This window comes from Colwellia sp. BRX8-7 (genome assembly GCF_014077275.1).
GTDB lineage: Bacteria > Pseudomonadota > Gammaproteobacteria > Enterobacterales > Alteromonadaceae > Colwellia_A.
In genome coordinates this window covers 70,109-87,574 of the sequence record NZ_JACGVP010000003.1, presented here as the reverse complement: position 1 = coordinate 87,574, position 17,466 = coordinate 70,109, and the positions used below count along the sequence as shown (strand labels likewise).

Sequence of the window (17,466 nt, the reverse complement as noted above, 5' to 3'; positions counted from 1 at the left end):
GCATCCTAACTTTGTTGGTCCATAGAAAAATCTAATTGTACGGTACGACCTTTTTGATAGACCGCAGCTCCATCAACCGATTTTGCCTGATATTTCCATTTTCTTAAAGCATGTCTAGCCGCTTTATCAAAAATACGTTTTGGCTGAGCGTCAATCACTGAGATATTAACAACTTTACCGACTTCATTAATATCAAAAGCTAATTGCACCCAGCCTTCAGTTCCTTTTCTCATGGCTTCTATTGGGTATTTAGGATTAACACGCACGATGGGGCGAGCCTCATTATTATTCATACCTTGGTATTGCTTAAAGCCAGTACTACCTCCCGTCATTGAGATTGGAGCTGATTGGTAGGATAAATTGTGCGTGTCACTTGCAACATCAATCGTCACAACATTTCTTGGCATAGGCTCTGGTGGTGCTGGTGGTTCAAGCTTTACCTTATCGATTTGAATAACTTTTGAATCTTCAGGTAATTGTGCCACTTCAACAATAACATCGGTTAATGGCTTGGTAATATTTACACTGTCGCTACTGATTAAATAGGCCATAAAAGCAAATAAACTAAAAGTAATAATAACTGCCAAGCTGATATAAGATAATAATTTAGCCATAGTAATTCCTTTATTTAACAAACAAAAAACAGATATAAGCGCTAAATTGCGACTTATACAGGTAAAACGTTTGGAAAAAGTAAAAGGGGTTAAATTATTTTTAACTAAAGGGATATTTATAAATAACCTGGTGATTACTCATCATTAACTATATTGTAAAATGAGGTTGGTTGGTTCCATAAATATGACATTAGCTACTGTTCAAAATAGAAATAAAGAGTATAGTTAATGAGCGCTTATTGTTCTTTTATCTACCAAAGCGCTTTATTTAAGACAAGGAGCAGTTATGATGAATTCAAATATTTTCCTAGTAAACCTACCCGATCAGGTCTCTAAAAGTTTGCTTCCCGTATTACAGGGCGAAAATTTAGGACATGTCGAATCATTCATAGCTGATGACCTAACCCAACCTCTAAAAGTTGCTATAACACACACTGATTATCTCATTCTTTATATTGAAAAAATTGATGAAGAAAGTATTAGCAGACTTAAATTAAAACAAAATGTACCCACTTTATTGATAACCCGTTTTCTTAATTTTGAAATGGAAAGAACCGCTAAAGAACATTACATTGATATGGTGGTCAATGAAAATGATAGCGAATTAAGCTCTCTTATTTACGGTTTTATTAGACAACACGATATTTATCGTTTTCAACACGCACTGGTTGTGGATGACTCAAGAGTTGATAGCCGTATTGTTGCCAATATTTTGAGTAGTGAGTTTATTCATAACGACACTGAGCTCAATAGCGAGCAAGTAATAGAGCGTTTAAGATTAACACCCACAATTAATATTCTGATTCTTGATTATGAAATGCCCACTAAAAATGGCTGTGAATTAATGCAAGAAATAAAGGAAACTTTTGTGGATCGAACTTTTATTTTTATTGGCTTAACCGGTAATAGAAATGGTGCGATTAAATTTTTAGCCAATGGTGCTGATAATGTTTTTATTAAGCCAATCGATAATGAACTCTTTATCTTAACGCTTAGAAGACTGATCTTTAATGCGCATAAAATGAATAAAGATCAATGTACTCTCAACGACTATAAAAAAATCATTAATAATATGACTAAGGAAATTTCTGATCCTATTTACGTGTTAACAACGGTGAACGATTGTTTATTAGAGGGAAAAGTCAGTAAGGCACAATACCAAAATTTTAAAGAACTTAGCCAGTTATCCAAAGAAAAATTAACCCGTACTTTTGACAGTTTTTTAAATTATTTTGCCATTTCTAACTATATGCAAAGCTCTGCTTTAAAGTCATCTTCGTTGCAATCAATGATAGCAACACAACTATACCTCGAATCAAGCAGAGATAAATTACGTAATATTATCGTCAAAAAATCGTTTGATGACGATATTAAAAACTTATGTGTTCCAGAGAAGATTGGTCAAGTTATCAATCAATTGACTCATGATGCCGTGATGCGGTCACAAAACGGTGGTGAGCTTAAAATTCGACTTTACACAAAAAATGAGGATATTGTTTTTGAAGTAGAAGACGCCTCACCTTTAGATAAAGCCAATCCGCTGTCATCTGCAGGAATAGAAAAGTCTCCTGAAGATATATTCCAAACCCCTATTTTAAATCAATTACTTTGCCAAAAAATTATCAATGAATACGATGGTTCTATAGGGGTTCATCATGAAAATAGTGGCGACGTACATTTTTTTAAAATTCCCAAAAAGACATTTTATTTAGGTGAAATATATCATTAGCTTATGGCTTTATTCGTTAATCTTCTGGCTAGTGATTAATTAATTTCTTCAAATGCGACCACATAATAACCGTCCGTTAGCGCGCTTTTCAATTCGGTATAAACTTTAAATCGCTTAACGCCATGGGCCTTGGTCTGAATATTCACTGTCACCGTAACAAAGCTATCTTTTTCAGCATCTATTGATTCCATACTCAGTTCCCATAAGCTTTCAACGACCTTCTGATAATGGGGATCTGGATAGGCTTTTTGCCACCAGTGATTTTTATCCGGTATATCGGTTAAATCCCAACCAACAATATTAATAAACTCTTGATTTAAATAAACAATAGTATGATTTAGCGCTTCTTTATTAAGCTCAACAACCATAATAGGCAGTGGTAACAGATCAAAAGATGTTGTTGGAATTGGCTTAAACAAAGTAGTACCTCTAACCTAAAAGGTTATAAAATTAATAAACAGGAAAATGCCACAGCTCTAAAATGCCATCACTATTACTGGCATTAATAAACTTGATCGTTTTAGCATCTTTGATAGTTTCGCTATCGCCATCATTCATTGCGACACTTAATACCGATGCTCGGCCATTTTCCATGACTGATTGCCACTGGGCAAGTAATGCGCCATCAGCCACTCGCCATAACTGTAATACTTGCCTGGGTGAGCCAGTTAAAAATAGTTGTTTGTCGGCAGAAAAAACAGAGTCATTCACTTCCATAAATTTTAAATAAGTATCTAATTCAGCAATGAGCTGGCCTGTTTGTAGGTTCCAAAATTTGCGTTCTTTAACCGCGTCAATGCTAAAGCCAACCAAACCGTCGCTACTGATATCAACATGATTAACTCGACTGGCATGACTAAATTCAAACAGGGTTTTACCCGTTGAAGTATTCCATAACTGGGCCACTTTATCGCTTGAGCCGGTAAAAGCAATTTGACCGTTTTCAGACAGACTCACCGCGTTTATATCTAAACGATGTTTTTGAAAAGTAGTGACCTTATTCGCTTTGGTATCAATAATACTGGCTTTACCGCTACGAAATCCTAATAACAGTAACTGACCATTTTTAGATACTGACATATCATTAATTATATTATCTGCGACTTGCCACTCACCGACTATTTCAAGATTATCAAGATTATCAAGAGTATATTGCTTTACAGACACACGATTAGAAAGATATAAGAACTGATTGTTATTACTGATATAAGCGATTTCAATATGTTGTGCATGATCCGCTGGAAGGCATTTAGGTAATATTGATTGCTGATTGTTTTGCCAAAGACAGACGCCATTACCATTAATAACCGCCGTTAACTTACCATCATCTGAAAGTGCTGTGGTTGCTATCGCTGATTTACTGTAACTGCGTTTGCTAACCGCTGCAGAATTATAGACGTCTTGTTGACTACAGGCTGATGCAAGTAAAGAAAGCATCAGTAATATCAAAATTTTCATTGCCTAATCATTTTATTTCATCTGTATGATACAGCTACTATCGCACATATTTAATAAAAAGCGGATGATTTTTGTTCACTGGCGATCAAGGGTATATGGCAACATTAGCAATCATTAAGATATGGCCATTAATCATTGGCGACCACAGGCTGACTGTTATTTCGACAAGCAAAGTTACATTAGTAACCCGTCATCAATCGGAAAATAATCATCCGCCGCGTTAATTAATGAGTTAGCGGTTAAAGCTGATACACCATAAACATGTGTAGTTACTCCATAACGCTCTTTAACTTTGCGAAGTAGTAAATCAAAGTCGCCATCGCCAGATAATAATATAACTGTATCAACATCGCCGGCACTTTCCATGACATCAATGGTAATACCGACGTCCCAGTCACCTTTGGCAGAGCCATCTCGACGTTGAATAAACGGCTTAAGCTTTACCTCAAATCCAATATGTTTTAACGCTTTTTGAAATTTATGTTGAGCATCGTCACTGCGTTGAATGGCATAGGCATTGGCGATAACAATATCGCCTTGCTCACTAATTTGTTGCCAAAACTTTCGGTAGTTAAACTGCCTTTGAAAGCTATCACGGGTGGTATAGTAAATATTTTGTACATCTACAAATATAGCTATTTTGTTCAGTTGGCTTGTCATTTATTACTCGATGATAAAGGAAGAATGTTGGTGATGGCCACCATTACCAAAAACCATAGGCAACATGCTACAATAAAGCTACTATTAAAAACATGTCTAAAAGTATAATAATTCAGAGAAAATTCGATGTCAGCCATACGTTCATTATTCTATTTCTTATTACGTTTCCCGATAAAATTGCTTGTTCGCAGTAAAATTGTTCCTGACAACTATTTAGAGTCAGAAGAAGTAAAACTTGAACAGCCACAGTTTTATGTTATTCGTCATCAATCTGCCAGTGATCTACTTGCCCTACGAAAGGCCTGTAAAACTTTAAAATTACCCGATCCACTAAGCCTGGTAACTGTTAATGGGCAAAGTTTTTCACGTTTATTGTGCTTAGAAAAACCTACACCGCTTTTTCGTTGGCGAAAAGCAGGTCATACCGAAGCGATTACCCAAGGCTTCGAATTATTAAAGCAGCACAGCATCGACGAAAAATTAGATGCTCAGCTCATACCTGCTCATGTTATTTGGGGCAGAACACCAACCAAAGAACATAATAATGCCAATATAGGTACTGTTTTAGCGGATCAAGAATCACCTTCGTGGTTACGTAAGTTTTTCATTGTATTATTTTTAGGGCGTAATTCTATTGTCCGATTTAGTGAAGCGATTTCTTTTCGTCTTATGGCAGACAGGCATGGTACTACGCAAGCAAGTGCACAAAAATTAATGCGTATTGCTCGTTTTCACTTTTACCGCCAAACGATTGCAGTAACGGGCCCAAGGTTAATGCACCGTCAACAAATGTTTGCGACACTGCTTGCTAATCCATCGATAAAACGCTTAATCAGCGACGAAGCCAAAAGCAAAGCAATTAGTGAAGAGCAAGTGAAAAAACAAGCCCTCGCCATCATGGATGAAATTGCCGGTGATTACCGTGACTCTATGGTTCGCTTAGGCGCGCGTATTTTAACTTGGCTGTGGAGTCGCTTATACAGCGGTATAAACATCAATAATGCAAAAGTGCTGCGCGATCTCGCTCAAGAAGGCCATGAAATTATTTATGTGCCTTGTCACCGAAGCCACATGGATTATTTACTACTTACCTATGTCATTTTCCAAGAAGGCTTAGTGACTCCTAGAATAGCCGCCGGTATTAATTTAAATTTTTGGCCAGCAGGCCCTATCTTCCGCAAAGCCGGGGCGTTTTTTATTCGTCGTAGCTTTAAAGGCAACCGCTTATATTCCACCATCTTTCGCGAGTATTTAGGCTTATTATTTGAACGTGGCTACTCGGTAAAATATTATTCTGAAGGCGGTCGCAGTAGAACTGGCCGTTTACTACCCCCTAAAACGGGTATGCTTGCCATGACGATACAAAGCTTGCTTCGTGGCATTGATCGTCCATTAACCTTAGTGCCAGTTTATTTAGGTTACGAGCATGTCATGGAAGTCGGCACCTATCATAAAGAATTAAGTGGTAGCCAGAAGAAAAATGAATCTATCTTTGGTGTGATTAAAGCGATTAAAAATTTAAGAAATTATGGAAAAGGTTACGTGAATTTTGGTGAACCTATCAATATTAACCAGTTCTTAAATAAACAGGTTCCTAACTGGAAAGACGATATCGACCCTATTGATCCACAAAAGCCAACATGGTTGACACCAAGTGTTAATATTCTGGCTGATCAAGTAATGACACATATCAATCAAAGCGCCGCCATAAACGGTACCGCTTTAGTCGCACTTATTTTGCATGCTTGTAATAATAAAGCACTCGCTAAAACAGAATTAATTAGCCAGCTTGATTTATTTTTAAACTTACAGCGCAATGCGCCTTATAGTCAGCAATTGACCATCCCCTGTGAAGATGGCCAGCAACTACTTGAAGAGGTTATCTCTCTTAATAAAGTCACGGTTAATCAAGACAGTTATGGCGACATTATTTCATTATCTGAAACCGCCATTTTAGAAATGCGTTATTACCGTAATAATATTTTACATAGCTATATATTACCTGCGCTCATTTGCCGAGTATTGGAACGCCATAGCAAAATAGATATCAACACTTTATTAGAGCAAGTGCAACGGATCATCAGTTTAGTAAAAATTGATTTGTTTTTATGGCAAAGCGAAAATGATGTCGTGGAACAAACAGAGCAAATAGTAAAATTTTTAATGGCCGAAGGTCTTATTCGAAAAAGTAAAAGTGGTTTTTTAAGCGTAGTGAATGACGTTGAACTGACCACTAATATTCGTTTAATCGGCGAATGCATTAATGAAACCATGCAACGTCTTACCATTATCTGTTCATTAACACATCGTTTATCACCTATTAGTAAAAATGACCTTGAAGACAAAGTTGTTGCTATTGCTAAGCGCTTATCGGTATTAAATGACATTAATGCTCCTGAGTTTATTGATAAAAAAGCCCAGGGAATTTTAATTAAAGCCATGATTGAGCAAGGCTATATTAATAAAGATGAAAACGACCAGCTCGTTGACAGCAGTACTTTAGGGTTATTGAAGTCGTCGGTCACTCAACTGATAGATATTGAAGTTTTACAGAGTATTATTCGTTAACTCTTGCACGAATAAAGCGGGCTACATCGTCATCCTGAACGATTATCAGGATGACGCACCACAAGCATAATGTTGGAACTCATGATTATACGGACCCGTAGTAACTAGAGGTACTCTATTGATATGCCAATAAAAATCACTAAACCTACAAAATGATTATTCAAAAAAGCTTGAAAGCATTTATCACGCTCTCTATCGACAATTAAAATTTGTTGGTAACAAAAAAATCCGGCCGCAATAACAAGACTCAGTTGATAAGGCCAACCAAAAGCGAGCATTTCACCCACGCTCATTAACAAAGCTAGTGTAGCCAGTTGAAGAAATAGAATAATACGTTTGTCATGGCGACCAAATAGAATGGCCGTTGATTTTATACCAATTTTTAAATCGTCGTCGCAGTCAACCATCGCATACATAGTATCGTAAGCTACCGTCCATAATAAGTTAGCGCTAAAAAGTAGCCAAGCAACTGTGGGGATTTCACCCATACCTTCGGCAAACGCCATAATCATCCCCCAGCTAAACGCTGCACCTAATACCACTTGGGGTAACTGGGTATAGCGTTTCATAAAAGGGTAACTTGCTGCCAGTAACACCGCAACCACTGACAATTGAATGGTGAACCAACTTAAGGTTAAAACTAAGCCGAGCGCAATGCCAATCAACAAACCAAATAACGATAATGCATCGTTTGGCGTTAAAATACCGGTAACTAATGGCCTATGCTGGGTTCGCTTTACTTGTCCGTCTACTTTACGATCTGCCCAGTCATTAATAACACAACCTGCGCTGCGCATAACAAAAACACCTAAGGTAAATACAGCTAGCCAATGTAAGGGTGGAAAACCATCGCCCGCTATCCATAACGCCCAATATGTTGGCCATAATAGCAAGTAGGTACCGATCGGCTTGTCGGCGCGAGTAATTGTTACAATGCCTTGCCACTTATCTGCAATAGAATTTGTCATATATTATCCTGAAGATTTTTTATTTTTTTTCTATATCTCATAATTGATTAGTTTGATAAGCAAAGGCATTTGGTAAAAATATTTCAGCAACTAATAAAGGTTTATCATGCAGCATAAACGTTGAACGCCGTCCCCAGAGCTCAGTTTTAACCGGTAATTTAAGATGTCGGGCTAGTGCTGATACGGTAGTGGTTGGAGAAAAAGACGAGATCTCAATGCATTTACGGGTTAACTCTTTTTTGCTAAACAGCACCTGTCCTAACGATTGGTTACCTAAGTGTGCTAACTGCTGCTCTTCACCGGTTAAGCTTTTTAAAGGCAGTAAGCTGCGGGCAAAGACTTGTGGCACATTGTCACAATATAATATCACCTCACGCACTAACACTTGCTCACCTACATTAATGTCTGCCGTTGCTTCTTCTCTTGTGCAAGGCTGAATTTTTTGCCCTAATACTTCAACACGAAAATGTTGGCAACATTGACTTAATCGAGCAGTCAACGAGCTTGGGTCGAGTAACCAACTTAATAGCGTTTCATTAAGCGATACTCCTAAAGGAGACTGCCATGCTGTATCGATAGTAATGGGAAATAATGGATGCGACTGGGTCATAACAACAAATTAATAACTATTTTATTAGACAATAACCTGCATATCATATCAGTATTGTTTAATTTATGCCGCTTGTAATTTGGTGCTCGTTGCCGACCAAATTCAAGTGGTGATTTCAAAGGTAGAAGAGCTCGCATCAATAGGCCACACGAAATAAGTTAGCCTATTAAACGGGTTATCCTTGAGGGGGTTTTAGCGCTTAGCGTTATAAAAATAAATAAAGCGAACAAATTTGCTAATAAAAGCTAATGATTCATTGTAATATAGTCGATAGTCTTTTCAATTCTCCAGTTAAATAGAGCGGCAAAATGAAAAATACCTTATTAATATTAGCGACATTATTGTCGTTCTCTTTTCCTTTATCTTCAGTAAAAGCGGCGGACTATGCTTACTTTGGTTTTGAACCCGCTATTATCACTAACTATGTAGCGGTAAAAAAGAAACTAGGCTATGTTCGTCTCACCGTTGAATTGATGATTGAAGATTCGGCAAATTATGAAACGGTTGAGCATCATGCACCGTTATTGCGCGATGCTATTATTGCTATTATTGGTCAGCAACCTGAAGCAAAAGTAAAATCGATTAATGGTCGCCACGAAATCCAGCGTTTATGTGAAGAAAAAGTGAAGAGTCTTTTGACACAAGAAACAGGTCAGCCGCTAATTAAAAAATTATTATTTACCCAGTGGCTAGACAACTAACAGTATATTAAAAGATCCCCGTAGGTCGGTAAAACTCAACCTACGGTTTTTTAATAAAGACCTAATGCCTTTTCATCAACAACACCTTGACTGCCGCTAACAAACAACCGCTGACTAATCCTAATCCAAATGAGCGCGCAGTATTTGCCATCATATTAACCGGCAAAACATTAGTCTAGCCCTGTTAATACAGAACTAATGCCTTTTCATCAATAACACCTTGACTGCCGCTAACAAACAGCCGCTGACTAAGCCTAATCCGAATGAGCGCCCAGTATTTGCCATCATATTAACCGGCAAAACATTAGTCTAGCCCTGTTAATACAGAACTAATGCCTTTTCATCAATAACACGTTGACTGCTGCTAACAAACAGCCACTTACTAATCCTAATAAGTGCGCTGTATTTGCCATATTAACCGGTAAAACATCGGCATAGCCCAGTAAAAGCCAAAACAGTAAAAAGCCAATAATGGGCTTAGAGATCATTAAACCTTTTTCAGGTGCTAGCCAGCCATACCACCAAACATAACCCACTAAGCCATAAACCACACCAGACAGGCCGCCAAAGTTAGGACCTGAAACCATAAACTGCCCGAGATTAGAGAGCAGTGCGGTGATCAAAAATAAATTAATTAACGCCCCCTTCCCTAAAGTACGTTCAACACTGCCACCTAATTGCCACCACCACATAGTATTAAAGACAATATGTAACCATGAAAAATGAAACAGGGCGGGCCCTAAAAGACGTAATGGAGAATCAAAAAAGGCCTCCATCGTTAACTTAGGATAGAAATGTAATAATTCAAAAGTAGGTCGAGCGAAACCCAACAAGCTCGCGATAAAAACTAACCAGCACAAAGCAAAAACAGTTAAGGTTACCACACCGGCATGAGCCAAAAACTGCTGTTTAAAGCTTGTTATTAATGACGGAGAGTTGTCTTGAACTTGTGAAACTTGTCCACTTTGCCATGCAGCTTGTTGATATTTTTCTTGGTAAGGGTCGGCAATAAATTCAGCAAAAATTTCTTTTGCTTGAGCTATTTTATGGCTTGCACAATAAATAACATAGTCGCTGTCATCCTTTTGCACTTTAGCATCGATATCTAAACTGGTTAAATAATTCGCAAACAACAAGGCAATGTTATGTTGTTTAACTTGTACTAAGGGACTTAGCTCATTTGCTGAATTATATTCCGACATTATGCTCAACTATTTAGTGTTCTATATCTTGTGGAAAACGTAATTGCCAATCAGTAAAGCCGCCATCGAGTGAATAAACATCACTGAAGTCTTGGCTAATAAGAAACTGTGCAGCTTGTTGGCTAGAAATACCGTGATAACAGCAAACAACAACGGGGGCATCTAAGTCGGCTTCACGAATGAAGTCGGCAAAGTTTTCATTACTCAAATGAATAGCACCAGGAATATGATTTGCTTGAAAAGAAGCCGCGTCACGAATATCAACAATGACATGAGTTTTATCAGTTAAACTCTCGTGTAAGGTGGCCAGTTGCATATGTTTGAAATTGGTTTGTTCAGTCATTTTTTATTTCCCTAAAAATTTACGCCGTTAATGTAGCATAATTTTACATCTAGACGTTACCATTCAAAACTCAGCAAAATACATATTGATTGGTAATAGCGATAAGACAACAAATATATTCTTTGTTGTTTACCATTTAAAGCATGTGCACTTATCGGTAACATAGACAATTAATAGCTTTATCGCTAACAACAATTTAATACAGGAAAACCCATGGGCTTTAAAATAGCAAATAATTCAATTCTCCGTTCAGATAATTACGCAGAGTTAGTACGTGGAAAAACCTATCCCTTTGAGAGAAAGGGCCATCAGCATCTTGCTGACAATGTTCCTCTATGGTTAACAGGTACTGACTGGACTGCTCGAGCAGAAATAAGCGTTGTAAGTCAGGCTATTGAAAATAACAATATTAAAGGGATATTTCGTGTTGACTACCTTTACCAGAAAGATGAGCAACAAATACTAACGAATACTTTTATTCGCATGTATGCAGGGCTAAATGATCCGTCTATCTATTTACTCTCATCAAATGCTGAATATCAACAAGCACTAAGTGCAGGTAAGCTAACGCGTGATTCGCTAACCAGCGAAGGTTTTATTCATGCGACGCCAAAAAGTCAGTTAAACCGTCTTGCCAATAAATATTATAAAGACAAAGAGCAGCCACTTATTTTGATTGTTGATAAAGAGTTAGTTATACCAGAAATAAAATGGGAACCTGCAAGCGGTGGCTTATATCCTCATATATATGGTCCATTAAACATCAATGCGGTCACTCGGGTTGAAAAAATATCACTTAATGAGGATGGAAATTTTTACCTCTAAAGATAGCCGCTTACTCACATTATCAATTGGCTAGTTAACCAAAAACAATAAAGCCAAAACACCGAGATGTTTTGGCTTTAACTCTTTCTTAAGCTCTAAAGCTGTTAACGAATCTTAGCGCCTATAGAACTTTCGCGATAGATTTTGCTAAGTAATCAACATTACTATTCGCAATACCCGCAATACTCATACGGCTTGAACCGACCATATAAATACTATATTCATCTTGTAACTGTTGCACTTGCTCAGGGGTTATACCTAAGAATGAAAACATCCCCATTTGACGGGTAATAAAGCTGAAGTCACGAGTCACACCGTTTTCGACTAACTTATCAACCAATAGTTGACGGTTACCATTAATACGGTCTCGCATTTCTTTTAATTCTACATGCCACTGGGTACGTAGTTCATCAGAACTTAAGATTGTTTCAACCAATGCGGCACCATGTGCTGGAGGCATAGAATAAATAACACGGATCACATAAAGTAATACGGACTGTGCAACATCAACTGCGGCAGATGTTTCGCCAATAATAGTACAAGCGCCAATACGTTCGCGGTATAAACCAAAGTTTTTCGAACATGAACTACAAACAATCATTTCTTTCGCGTGTTCGGCCATTAAACGCAAACCATAGGCATCTTCGTCTAAACCAACACCAAAACCTTGGTATGCCATATCGATAAGGGGTAAAAAACCAATGTCTTTAGCCACTTCAACAACTTGTTGCCACTGCTCATTGTTTAAATCCATACCACTGGGATTATGACAACACGCATGTAACAACACAGCATCATCGCTGCTGACTTCTTTTAATGCCGCTAACATGCCATCAAAATCAAGCGTTTTGTTTTCGTGGTCGTAATACGGATAGGTTTTAACGGTTAAACCAGCGGCTTCAAACAAACCGGTATGATTTGCCCATGTTGGGTTACTCACCCAAATAGTGGCACCAGCTTTACAAGACTTAATAAATTCAGCCGCAACACGTAATGCCCCAGTTCCACCAGGAGTAGAAACCGTGCGAGCTCTATTTTCAAGCAGCACTTTATGGTGACCGAAAATTAATTTACTCATCTCTTCATTGAATACAGGTGAGCCGGTAGGACCAATATAAACTTTGGTATCTTCGTGATCGTTACGATATTTTTCCGCCGCTTTCACACAGTCTAAAATCGCTGTATGACCTGCTTCATTTTTATAAACGCCCACACCCAAATCAATTTTATGTGGGTTTGAATCTTCACGATATTTAGCCAACAAGCCTAAAATAGGATCGGCTGGCAAAGCCTTTAAGCTACCAAACATGTCTCCGGTTACCTTATTCAATGACGGGATGTTCTTAATTGGGCGATTTCGCTCAACAAGAGAAATAAATCCCTGTGTTTAAAGCGCAAGCATAGCCCCAATAAGGTGAAATTTAAAGCGTTTAAACTAAAAAATTGCAGGAACTAATAGCACAAAAGGGACTAAGGAATAACAAGGATAACCTTGTTGTCTGTAATGACAAGTTTCGCAACAAATTATATCCAGCGTTTGTTGCGAAATAATCGCTGATAAAATCTTAGAAATTATTAGTAACTGCGGCGATAAAGCCAATAATACCACCAAATACACCTCCCCAAACAACCAACCAACCTAAGTGTTTGCGGATCATCGCTTGGATAATTTCCTTGACCAGTTGTGGTGTTAGTTCATTTAACCTTTGATCAATAATTTCACTGACTTTATCACGCATATCCGCCATAACACTCGGTTGCTCTAACTCATCCTTGAGGATATTGTTAAATTCTTCACTTTGTGAAATTTTACCGACGGTGATTTTCATTTTTTCAATAAACGGCTCTCGTAACGGCTGTAATGCTTCGCTGCCACCAACCATCGCTAACATGCCACCAAACGATGACTTTTCAATAACATCAACTAAGTCATCAAAAGCAGGATTCAAGTCTATTTTTTCAATGACGGGTGTTAAGTCTAAAGACACTAAACCACCTGAACCACCCGACAAAAATCGGTCAATATTTTCTTCAGTGAAAAACTGTTCCATCATCAGCTCTTTTATGGCTTTTTTAAAATCTTCAAAGCGCGCAGGAATAACACCAGAGCCATATAAAAAGGGTACTTTTTCAAAAAGCATATGTATAGCAATCCAATTAGTAAATGCCCCCGACAAGGCAAATAAGCCTATGGTAAAGAGTAAAGACTGCTCGAAAAAATAACCCGCTAAAGTAGCAAGCAAGGCGATAATATTAGTCATAAAGCTTTTATTCACTGAGTACCTCAAAATTAGTGTTGGTTTCTATCGCGCTATATTAACAATTGCATGGTTTTGCGCCAACTCTTTTACTGTATAGTAGCGGGTAAACAATAAAGATTAAGGAAACGTCATGAAAATCAGACTTATTTTAGCCATGAGTACATTACTGACTATTTTTAGCGCTGCTGCACAAACATCAAAAGTAGCTGATGAATGGCGAGCTTTAGATGTTGCAAGAACCGTATTACTGACACTACCACACGGAAAAGTTGTCATAGAACTGGCACCACAGTTTTCGCCTAAGCATGTCGAACAGTTTATAAAACTGACCCAATCAGGTCATTATGATGGTAATAAGTTCTATCGAGTGATCGACGGTTTTGTGGCGCAAGGAGGTCCTGAAGACGGCAGTCGTCAAGATAAGTTAGTACCAACATTAATCATGGAAGGTGACTTTACTACCGATGAAAACTGGCAGTTCACTAAAATTCAAAACAATGATTTATTCGCTGAACAAACAGGTTTTAAAGACGGATTTTCATTAGCTCATAACCCGAGTGAAAAAAAAGCTTGGTTAACGCACTGCCCTGGTGTCATTGCAATGGCTAGGGGGAATGACGCCGACTCCGGCACCAGTCATTTTTATATTGTTAATGGTCAAGCCACTCGCTATTTAGATCGAATTATGACTATCTTTGGTCGTGTGGTTTATGGCATGAACCACGTACAAGCCATAACTAGAACATCGGTTATTGAGGGTGATAAGCCTGTTGCTGAAAAAGATTATACCACCATGACAAGTATGAAAATGATGAGTGATGTGCCCAAAGAACAACAAATTTTATTAGCCGTAAAAAATACCGAGCACCCCGCTTTTAGTCAAATGATAGAAAAACAGAAAAAACGAGAAAATGCATTTTTCTACAAAAAACCACCACCCGTTTTAGATATTTGCCAAACGCCAGTGAAAAGCCGGATAATTAATTAAACCTTATCTAAAAGGTGGGGATGGCTTTGACCTTGAAAATGTTTTGCTATAAATTAACATGCAATGTAATAAATAATCTTGGTGAAATATGGACATAGCTAGATTAAAAAAACTATTATCTCATCAACAAGATATCTTATCTAAAATTGCCTTAGGTCGGCCTTTAAATGATGTGCTAAATGATATTTGTTTATCTATAGAAGAGCTTCTCGATGACAAGTCAGCGAGGTGCTCAATATTATCGATAAAGGACGAACAACTTTTTCACTGCGCTGCGCCAAATATTGATGATAAGTATTGTCAGGCTATTAATGGCGTACGCATTGGTCCAAAGGTAGGCTCTTGTGGGACGGCAGCATTTAGAAAGTCTCGAGTCATTGTTGAAGACATCGCAATATCCCCTTTATGGCAAGACTTTAAAGCACTCGCATTGAGCTATGGTCTTAAATCGTGTTGGTCAACCGCCATTATTTCCACACAGTCCAAAACTCTTGGTTCACTTGCCATTTATCATAGCTCTTCTAAATCCCCAACGGATAAAGATTTAGAGTTAATCGACTACTTCGTGCATTTTTCAAGCATCGCCTTAGAAAAAAATGTTGAATCACTTAACGCCAAACGACTGATTGCGGATCTACAAAAAAGTAATCAAAAATTCCAAGCTTTTACTCAGGTTATGCCTGATTTAACCTTAATATTGAGTGAAGATGGCGTATATACTGATATTTATGGCTCAGCTGATGAATTGTTATATGGTTCAGTTAACAAACTCATTAATAAAAATGTAAATGACGCCTTACCTAAAAAAGATGCACAGCCAATCATGTCGGTCATTGAAAAGACCTTAGCCACCAATGAAGTGCAAATTTTTGAATATCAGCTTGACGTTCTAAAAGGTAATATGACTTTCGAGGGGAGAACAGCCCCCCTTGACCATTATCAGCCAAACTTTCCTAATAAAAGGCATATCGTCTGGATAGCTAGAGATATAACGGTGCGTAAAGAGGCAGAAAAGGCGATTGAAAAACTGGCTTTTTTTGACCCATTAACCAACCTTCCTAATAGACGAATGCTCAACGAAAGATTGACAATGTGTATTGAAAGAATAAAACGTTCAAGCAAGACCGGCGCTTTATTATTTTTGGATATAGATAACTTTAAAAGGATTAATGACTCACTAGGACATAGCGCCGGAGATCAAATTTTAGTCGAATTATCGACAAGGCTTAGCGCCACTATAAGGGCATCGGATACTTTAGCTAGAGTGGGTGGCGATGAATTTATTATTTTATTGGAATATGTCGGTGAAAATAATGAGCAGGCCATTATAGAATCTGAAAAGGTCGCTCAAAAATTACACAGCGTATTCGATGAAAAATTTGAGTTAGGTGAATTAGCATTTCAGGTCAGTTGCAGCATAGGTATTAGCCTAGTTAACAATGGTAACTCATTAGTAGATAACATTTTGAAGTTTGCAGATACCGCTATGTATCGCGCAAAAATGAAAAAAGGTAATAGTTATAATTTCTATGATCCCAAATTACAAACCTTACTAGAAAAGCAGGCTGAACTCGAAACTGACCTTGTTAGAGCAATAGCTAATGATGAATTTTGTGCCTATTTTCAGCCGCAAGTAAACACCTCGGGTAAAGTCATTGGAGCAGAGGCACTTATTCGATGGAATCATCCCAGTAAAGGGCTGATCGCACCCAATGAATTTATACCTATTGCCGAACAATATGGGCTTATTCAAAAATTACAAAACATTGTTTTACGTGATATTTGTATATTAATTGCGCAACTACGTACCGATAATATGATTGACGAGTTGTTCAGTGTTTCAATCAATATAAGTCATTGCCAATTTAACTCATCTACTTTAAAAACTGAGTTACTTAATGCCATGGCTGGCTTCGATATACGACCATCACAGATTAAGTTAGAGATTACTGAGTCGATGTTGGCTGGAGATATTGATAATACCATTCAACAAATGCAAGAAATTAAAGCAAAAGGCTTTACCTTCTCCATAGATGATTTTGGTACTGGCTACTCTTGTTTAACACACTTAAGTGCTTTCCCGGTCAATGAACTTAAAATTGATAAAAGCTTTATCGATAAAATCTTAGATAATGGCACCGGCTTTAGTATCGTTAATACGATAATAACCTTGGCTAAAAGCCTTAACATAACCGTGGTTGCTGAGGGTGTAGAAGCGTTAGAGCAGCACGAGTTACTCAAAACGCTACATATTGATTCAATTCAAGGTTATCTAATTGCTAAGCCTATGACTAAAAGTGACTATCTAGCGTGGCATAAAATTAATATTGACCATCACCAGCCGTTTATTAATACCACCCACTGATTTATATCTGTTGATTCTACTTAAATTAATGCCGCTAAAAATTCATTTTTTAGCGGCATTTTTACAATAGAAGCGATAATCCTGGTATCTAGGTCGCTAATGTAAACTACAAAAATTACCAGCCTTTAATAATAGACTACGTTTTAAAAGCTCGTTACCAGCCCTTTTTAACAA

At 37.7% G+C, this 17,466-nt stretch carries 16 protein-coding genes; 6 read left to right on the top strand and 10 right to left on the bottom strand.

Annotated elements, in window-relative coordinates:
- Positions 1-5: 5 nt before the first annotated feature.
- Positions 6-614, bottom strand: a complete 609-nt coding sequence (locus tag H4J57_RS03970; RefSeq protein WP_182242025.1) for an energy transducer TonB — start codon at positions 612-614, stop codon at positions 6-8.
- 286 nt (positions 615-900) lie between these two features.
- Between H4J57_RS03970 and H4J57_RS03965 the strand changes: the two genes are divergently transcribed.
- Entirely contained in the window at positions 901-2,343 is a 1,443-nt protein-coding gene (locus tag H4J57_RS03965; protein ID WP_182242024.1) for a response regulator, read from the top strand.
- A 35-nt stretch (positions 2,344-2,378) separates the two neighbouring features.
- Here the strand turns inward: H4J57_RS03965 and H4J57_RS03960 are convergent, their stop codons facing one another.
- The 3 genes from H4J57_RS03960 to H4J57_RS03950 all read right to left on the bottom strand — a co-directional run bounded on the left by H4J57_RS03960 (position 2,379) and on the right by H4J57_RS03950 (position 4,449).
- Entirely contained in the window at positions 2,379-2,762 is a 384-nt protein-coding gene (locus H4J57_RS03960) for a hypothetical protein (RefSeq protein ID WP_182242023.1), read from the bottom strand.
- A gap of 31 nt (positions 2,763-2,793) precedes the next feature.
- Positions 2,794-3,801, bottom strand: a complete 1,008-nt coding sequence (locus tag H4J57_RS03955) for a WD40 repeat domain-containing protein (RefSeq protein ID WP_182242022.1) — start codon at positions 3,799-3,801, stop codon at positions 2,794-2,796.
- 174 nt (positions 3,802-3,975) lie between these two features.
- Entirely contained in the window at positions 3,976-4,449 is a 474-nt protein-coding gene (locus H4J57_RS03950) for an NYN domain-containing protein (RefSeq protein WP_182242116.1), read from the bottom strand.
- A 138-nt stretch (positions 4,450-4,587) separates the two neighbouring features.
- Here H4J57_RS03950 and plsB point away from each other — a divergent pair, with 138 nt between their 5' ends.
- A complete protein-coding gene (gene plsB, locus H4J57_RS03945; protein WP_182242021.1) occupies positions 4,588-7,029 on the top strand; it encodes a glycerol-3-phosphate 1-O-acyltransferase PlsB in 2,442 nt (813 codons plus the stop codon).
- A 104-nt stretch (positions 7,030-7,133) separates the two neighbouring features.
- On the opposite strand, the gene ubiA is transcribed toward plsB, so the two are convergent.
- Together ubiA and H4J57_RS03935 are read right to left on the bottom strand one after the other, a co-directional pair.
- Positions 7,134-7,997 (bottom strand): 4-hydroxybenzoate octaprenyltransferase, encoded by an 864-nt coding sequence (gene ubiA / locus H4J57_RS03940; RefSeq protein WP_182242020.1) that lies wholly within the window; start codon positions 7,995-7,997, stop codon positions 7,134-7,136.
- Between the two features lie 37 nt (positions 7,998-8,034).
- On the bottom strand, positions 8,035-8,607 hold the full coding sequence (locus H4J57_RS03935; RefSeq protein WP_182242019.1) for a chorismate lyase: 573 nt from the start codon (positions 8,605-8,607) through the stop codon (positions 8,035-8,037).
- 308 nt (positions 8,608-8,915) lie between these two features.
- Between H4J57_RS03935 and H4J57_RS03930 the strand changes: the two genes are divergently transcribed.
- Positions 8,916-9,308 (top strand): flagellar basal body-associated protein FliL, encoded by a 393-nt coding sequence (locus tag H4J57_RS03930; RefSeq protein WP_182215347.1) that lies wholly within the window; start codon positions 8,916-8,918, stop codon positions 9,306-9,308.
- A 329-nt stretch (positions 9,309-9,637) separates the two neighbouring features.
- Here the strand turns inward: H4J57_RS03930 and glpG are convergent, their stop codons facing one another.
- Both glpG and glpE read right to left on the bottom strand, forming a co-directional pair.
- Positions 9,638-10,510: a rhomboid family intramembrane serine protease GlpG gene (gene glpG, locus H4J57_RS03925; RefSeq protein ID WP_182215345.1), complete on the bottom strand. Its 873-nt coding sequence runs from the start codon at positions 10,508-10,510 to the stop codon at positions 9,638-9,640.
- 13 nt (positions 10,511-10,523) lie between these two features.
- Positions 10,524-10,853, bottom strand: coding sequence for a thiosulfate sulfurtransferase GlpE (gene glpE / locus H4J57_RS03920; protein WP_083277969.1), 330 nt, complete (start codon positions 10,851-10,853; stop codon positions 10,524-10,526).
- Positions 10,854-11,066: 213 nt separating this feature from the next.
- Between glpE and H4J57_RS03915 the strand changes: the two genes are divergently transcribed.
- Positions 11,067-11,678 (top strand): DUF952 domain-containing protein, encoded by a 612-nt coding sequence (locus H4J57_RS03915; RefSeq protein ID WP_182215344.1) that lies wholly within the window; start codon positions 11,067-11,069, stop codon positions 11,676-11,678.
- 121 nt (positions 11,679-11,799) lie between these two features.
- Here H4J57_RS03915 and H4J57_RS03910 read toward each other — a convergent pair whose 3' ends face one another.
- On the bottom strand, positions 11,800-12,987 hold the full coding sequence (locus H4J57_RS03910; RefSeq protein ID WP_182172491.1) for an amino acid aminotransferase: 1,188 nt from the start codon (positions 12,985-12,987) through the stop codon (positions 11,800-11,802).
- Between the two features lie 256 nt (positions 12,988-13,243).
- Complete coding sequence (locus H4J57_RS03905; RefSeq protein ID WP_182215342.1) at positions 13,244-13,954, bottom strand: DUF445 family protein; 711 nt, start codon at positions 13,952-13,954, stop codon at positions 13,244-13,246.
- A 115-nt stretch (positions 13,955-14,069) separates the two neighbouring features.
- Here H4J57_RS03905 and H4J57_RS03900 point away from each other — a divergent pair, with 115 nt between their 5' ends.
- Together H4J57_RS03900 and H4J57_RS03895 are read left to right on the top strand one after the other, a co-directional pair.
- Positions 14,070-14,927 carry a peptidylprolyl isomerase gene (locus H4J57_RS03900; RefSeq protein ID WP_182215340.1) on the top strand — a complete coding sequence of 286 codons (858 nt, stop codon included), beginning with the start codon at positions 14,070-14,072 and terminating at the stop codon, positions 14,925-14,927.
- 88 nt (positions 14,928-15,015) lie between these two features.
- Positions 15,016-17,292, top strand: coding sequence for an EAL domain-containing protein (locus H4J57_RS03895; protein WP_182242018.1), 2,277 nt, complete (start codon positions 15,016-15,018; stop codon positions 17,290-17,292).
- The last annotated feature ends 174 nt before the right edge of the window (positions 17,293-17,466 follow it).

Coding starts and splice junctions, on each gene's coding strand:
- H4J57_RS03970 (WP_182242025.1), bottom strand. CDS start 614: ATGGCTAAATTATTATCTTATATCAGCTTGGCAGTTATTATTACTTTT.
- H4J57_RS03965 (WP_182242024.1), top strand. CDS start 901: ATGATGAATTCAAATATTTTCCTAGTAAACCTACCCGATCAGGTCTCT.
- H4J57_RS03955 (WP_182242022.1), bottom strand. CDS start 3,801: ATGAAAATTTTGATATTACTGATGCTTTCTTTACTTGCATCAGCCTGT.
- plsB (WP_182242021.1), top strand. CDS start 4,588: ATGTCAGCCATACGTTCATTATTCTATTTCTTATTACGTTTCCCGATA.
- ubiA (WP_182242020.1), bottom strand. CDS start 7,997: ATGACAAATTCTATTGCAGATAAGTGGCAAGGCATTGTAACAATTACT.
- H4J57_RS03935 (WP_182242019.1), bottom strand. CDS start 8,607: ATGACCCAGTCGCATCCATTATTTCCCATTACTATCGATACAGCATGG.
- H4J57_RS03930 (WP_182215347.1), top strand. CDS start 8,916: ATGAAAAATACCTTATTAATATTAGCGACATTATTGTCGTTCTCTTTT.
- glpG (WP_182215345.1), bottom strand. CDS start 10,510: ATGTCGGAATATAATTCAGCAAATGAGCTAAGTCCCTTAGTACAAGTT.
- glpE (WP_083277969.1), bottom strand. CDS start 10,853: ATGACTGAACAAACCAATTTCAAACATATGCAACTGGCCACCTTACAC.
- H4J57_RS03915 (WP_182215344.1), top strand. CDS start 11,067: ATGGGCTTTAAAATAGCAAATAATTCAATTCTCCGTTCAGATAATTAC.
- H4J57_RS03910 (WP_182172491.1), bottom strand. CDS start 12,987: ATGTTTGGTAGCTTAAAGGCTTTGCCAGCCGATCCTATTTTAGGCTTG.
- H4J57_RS03900 (WP_182215340.1), top strand. CDS start 14,070: ATGAAAATCAGACTTATTTTAGCCATGAGTACATTACTGACTATTTTT.
- H4J57_RS03895 (WP_182242018.1), top strand. CDS start 15,016: ATGGACATAGCTAGATTAAAAAAACTATTATCTCATCAACAAGATATC.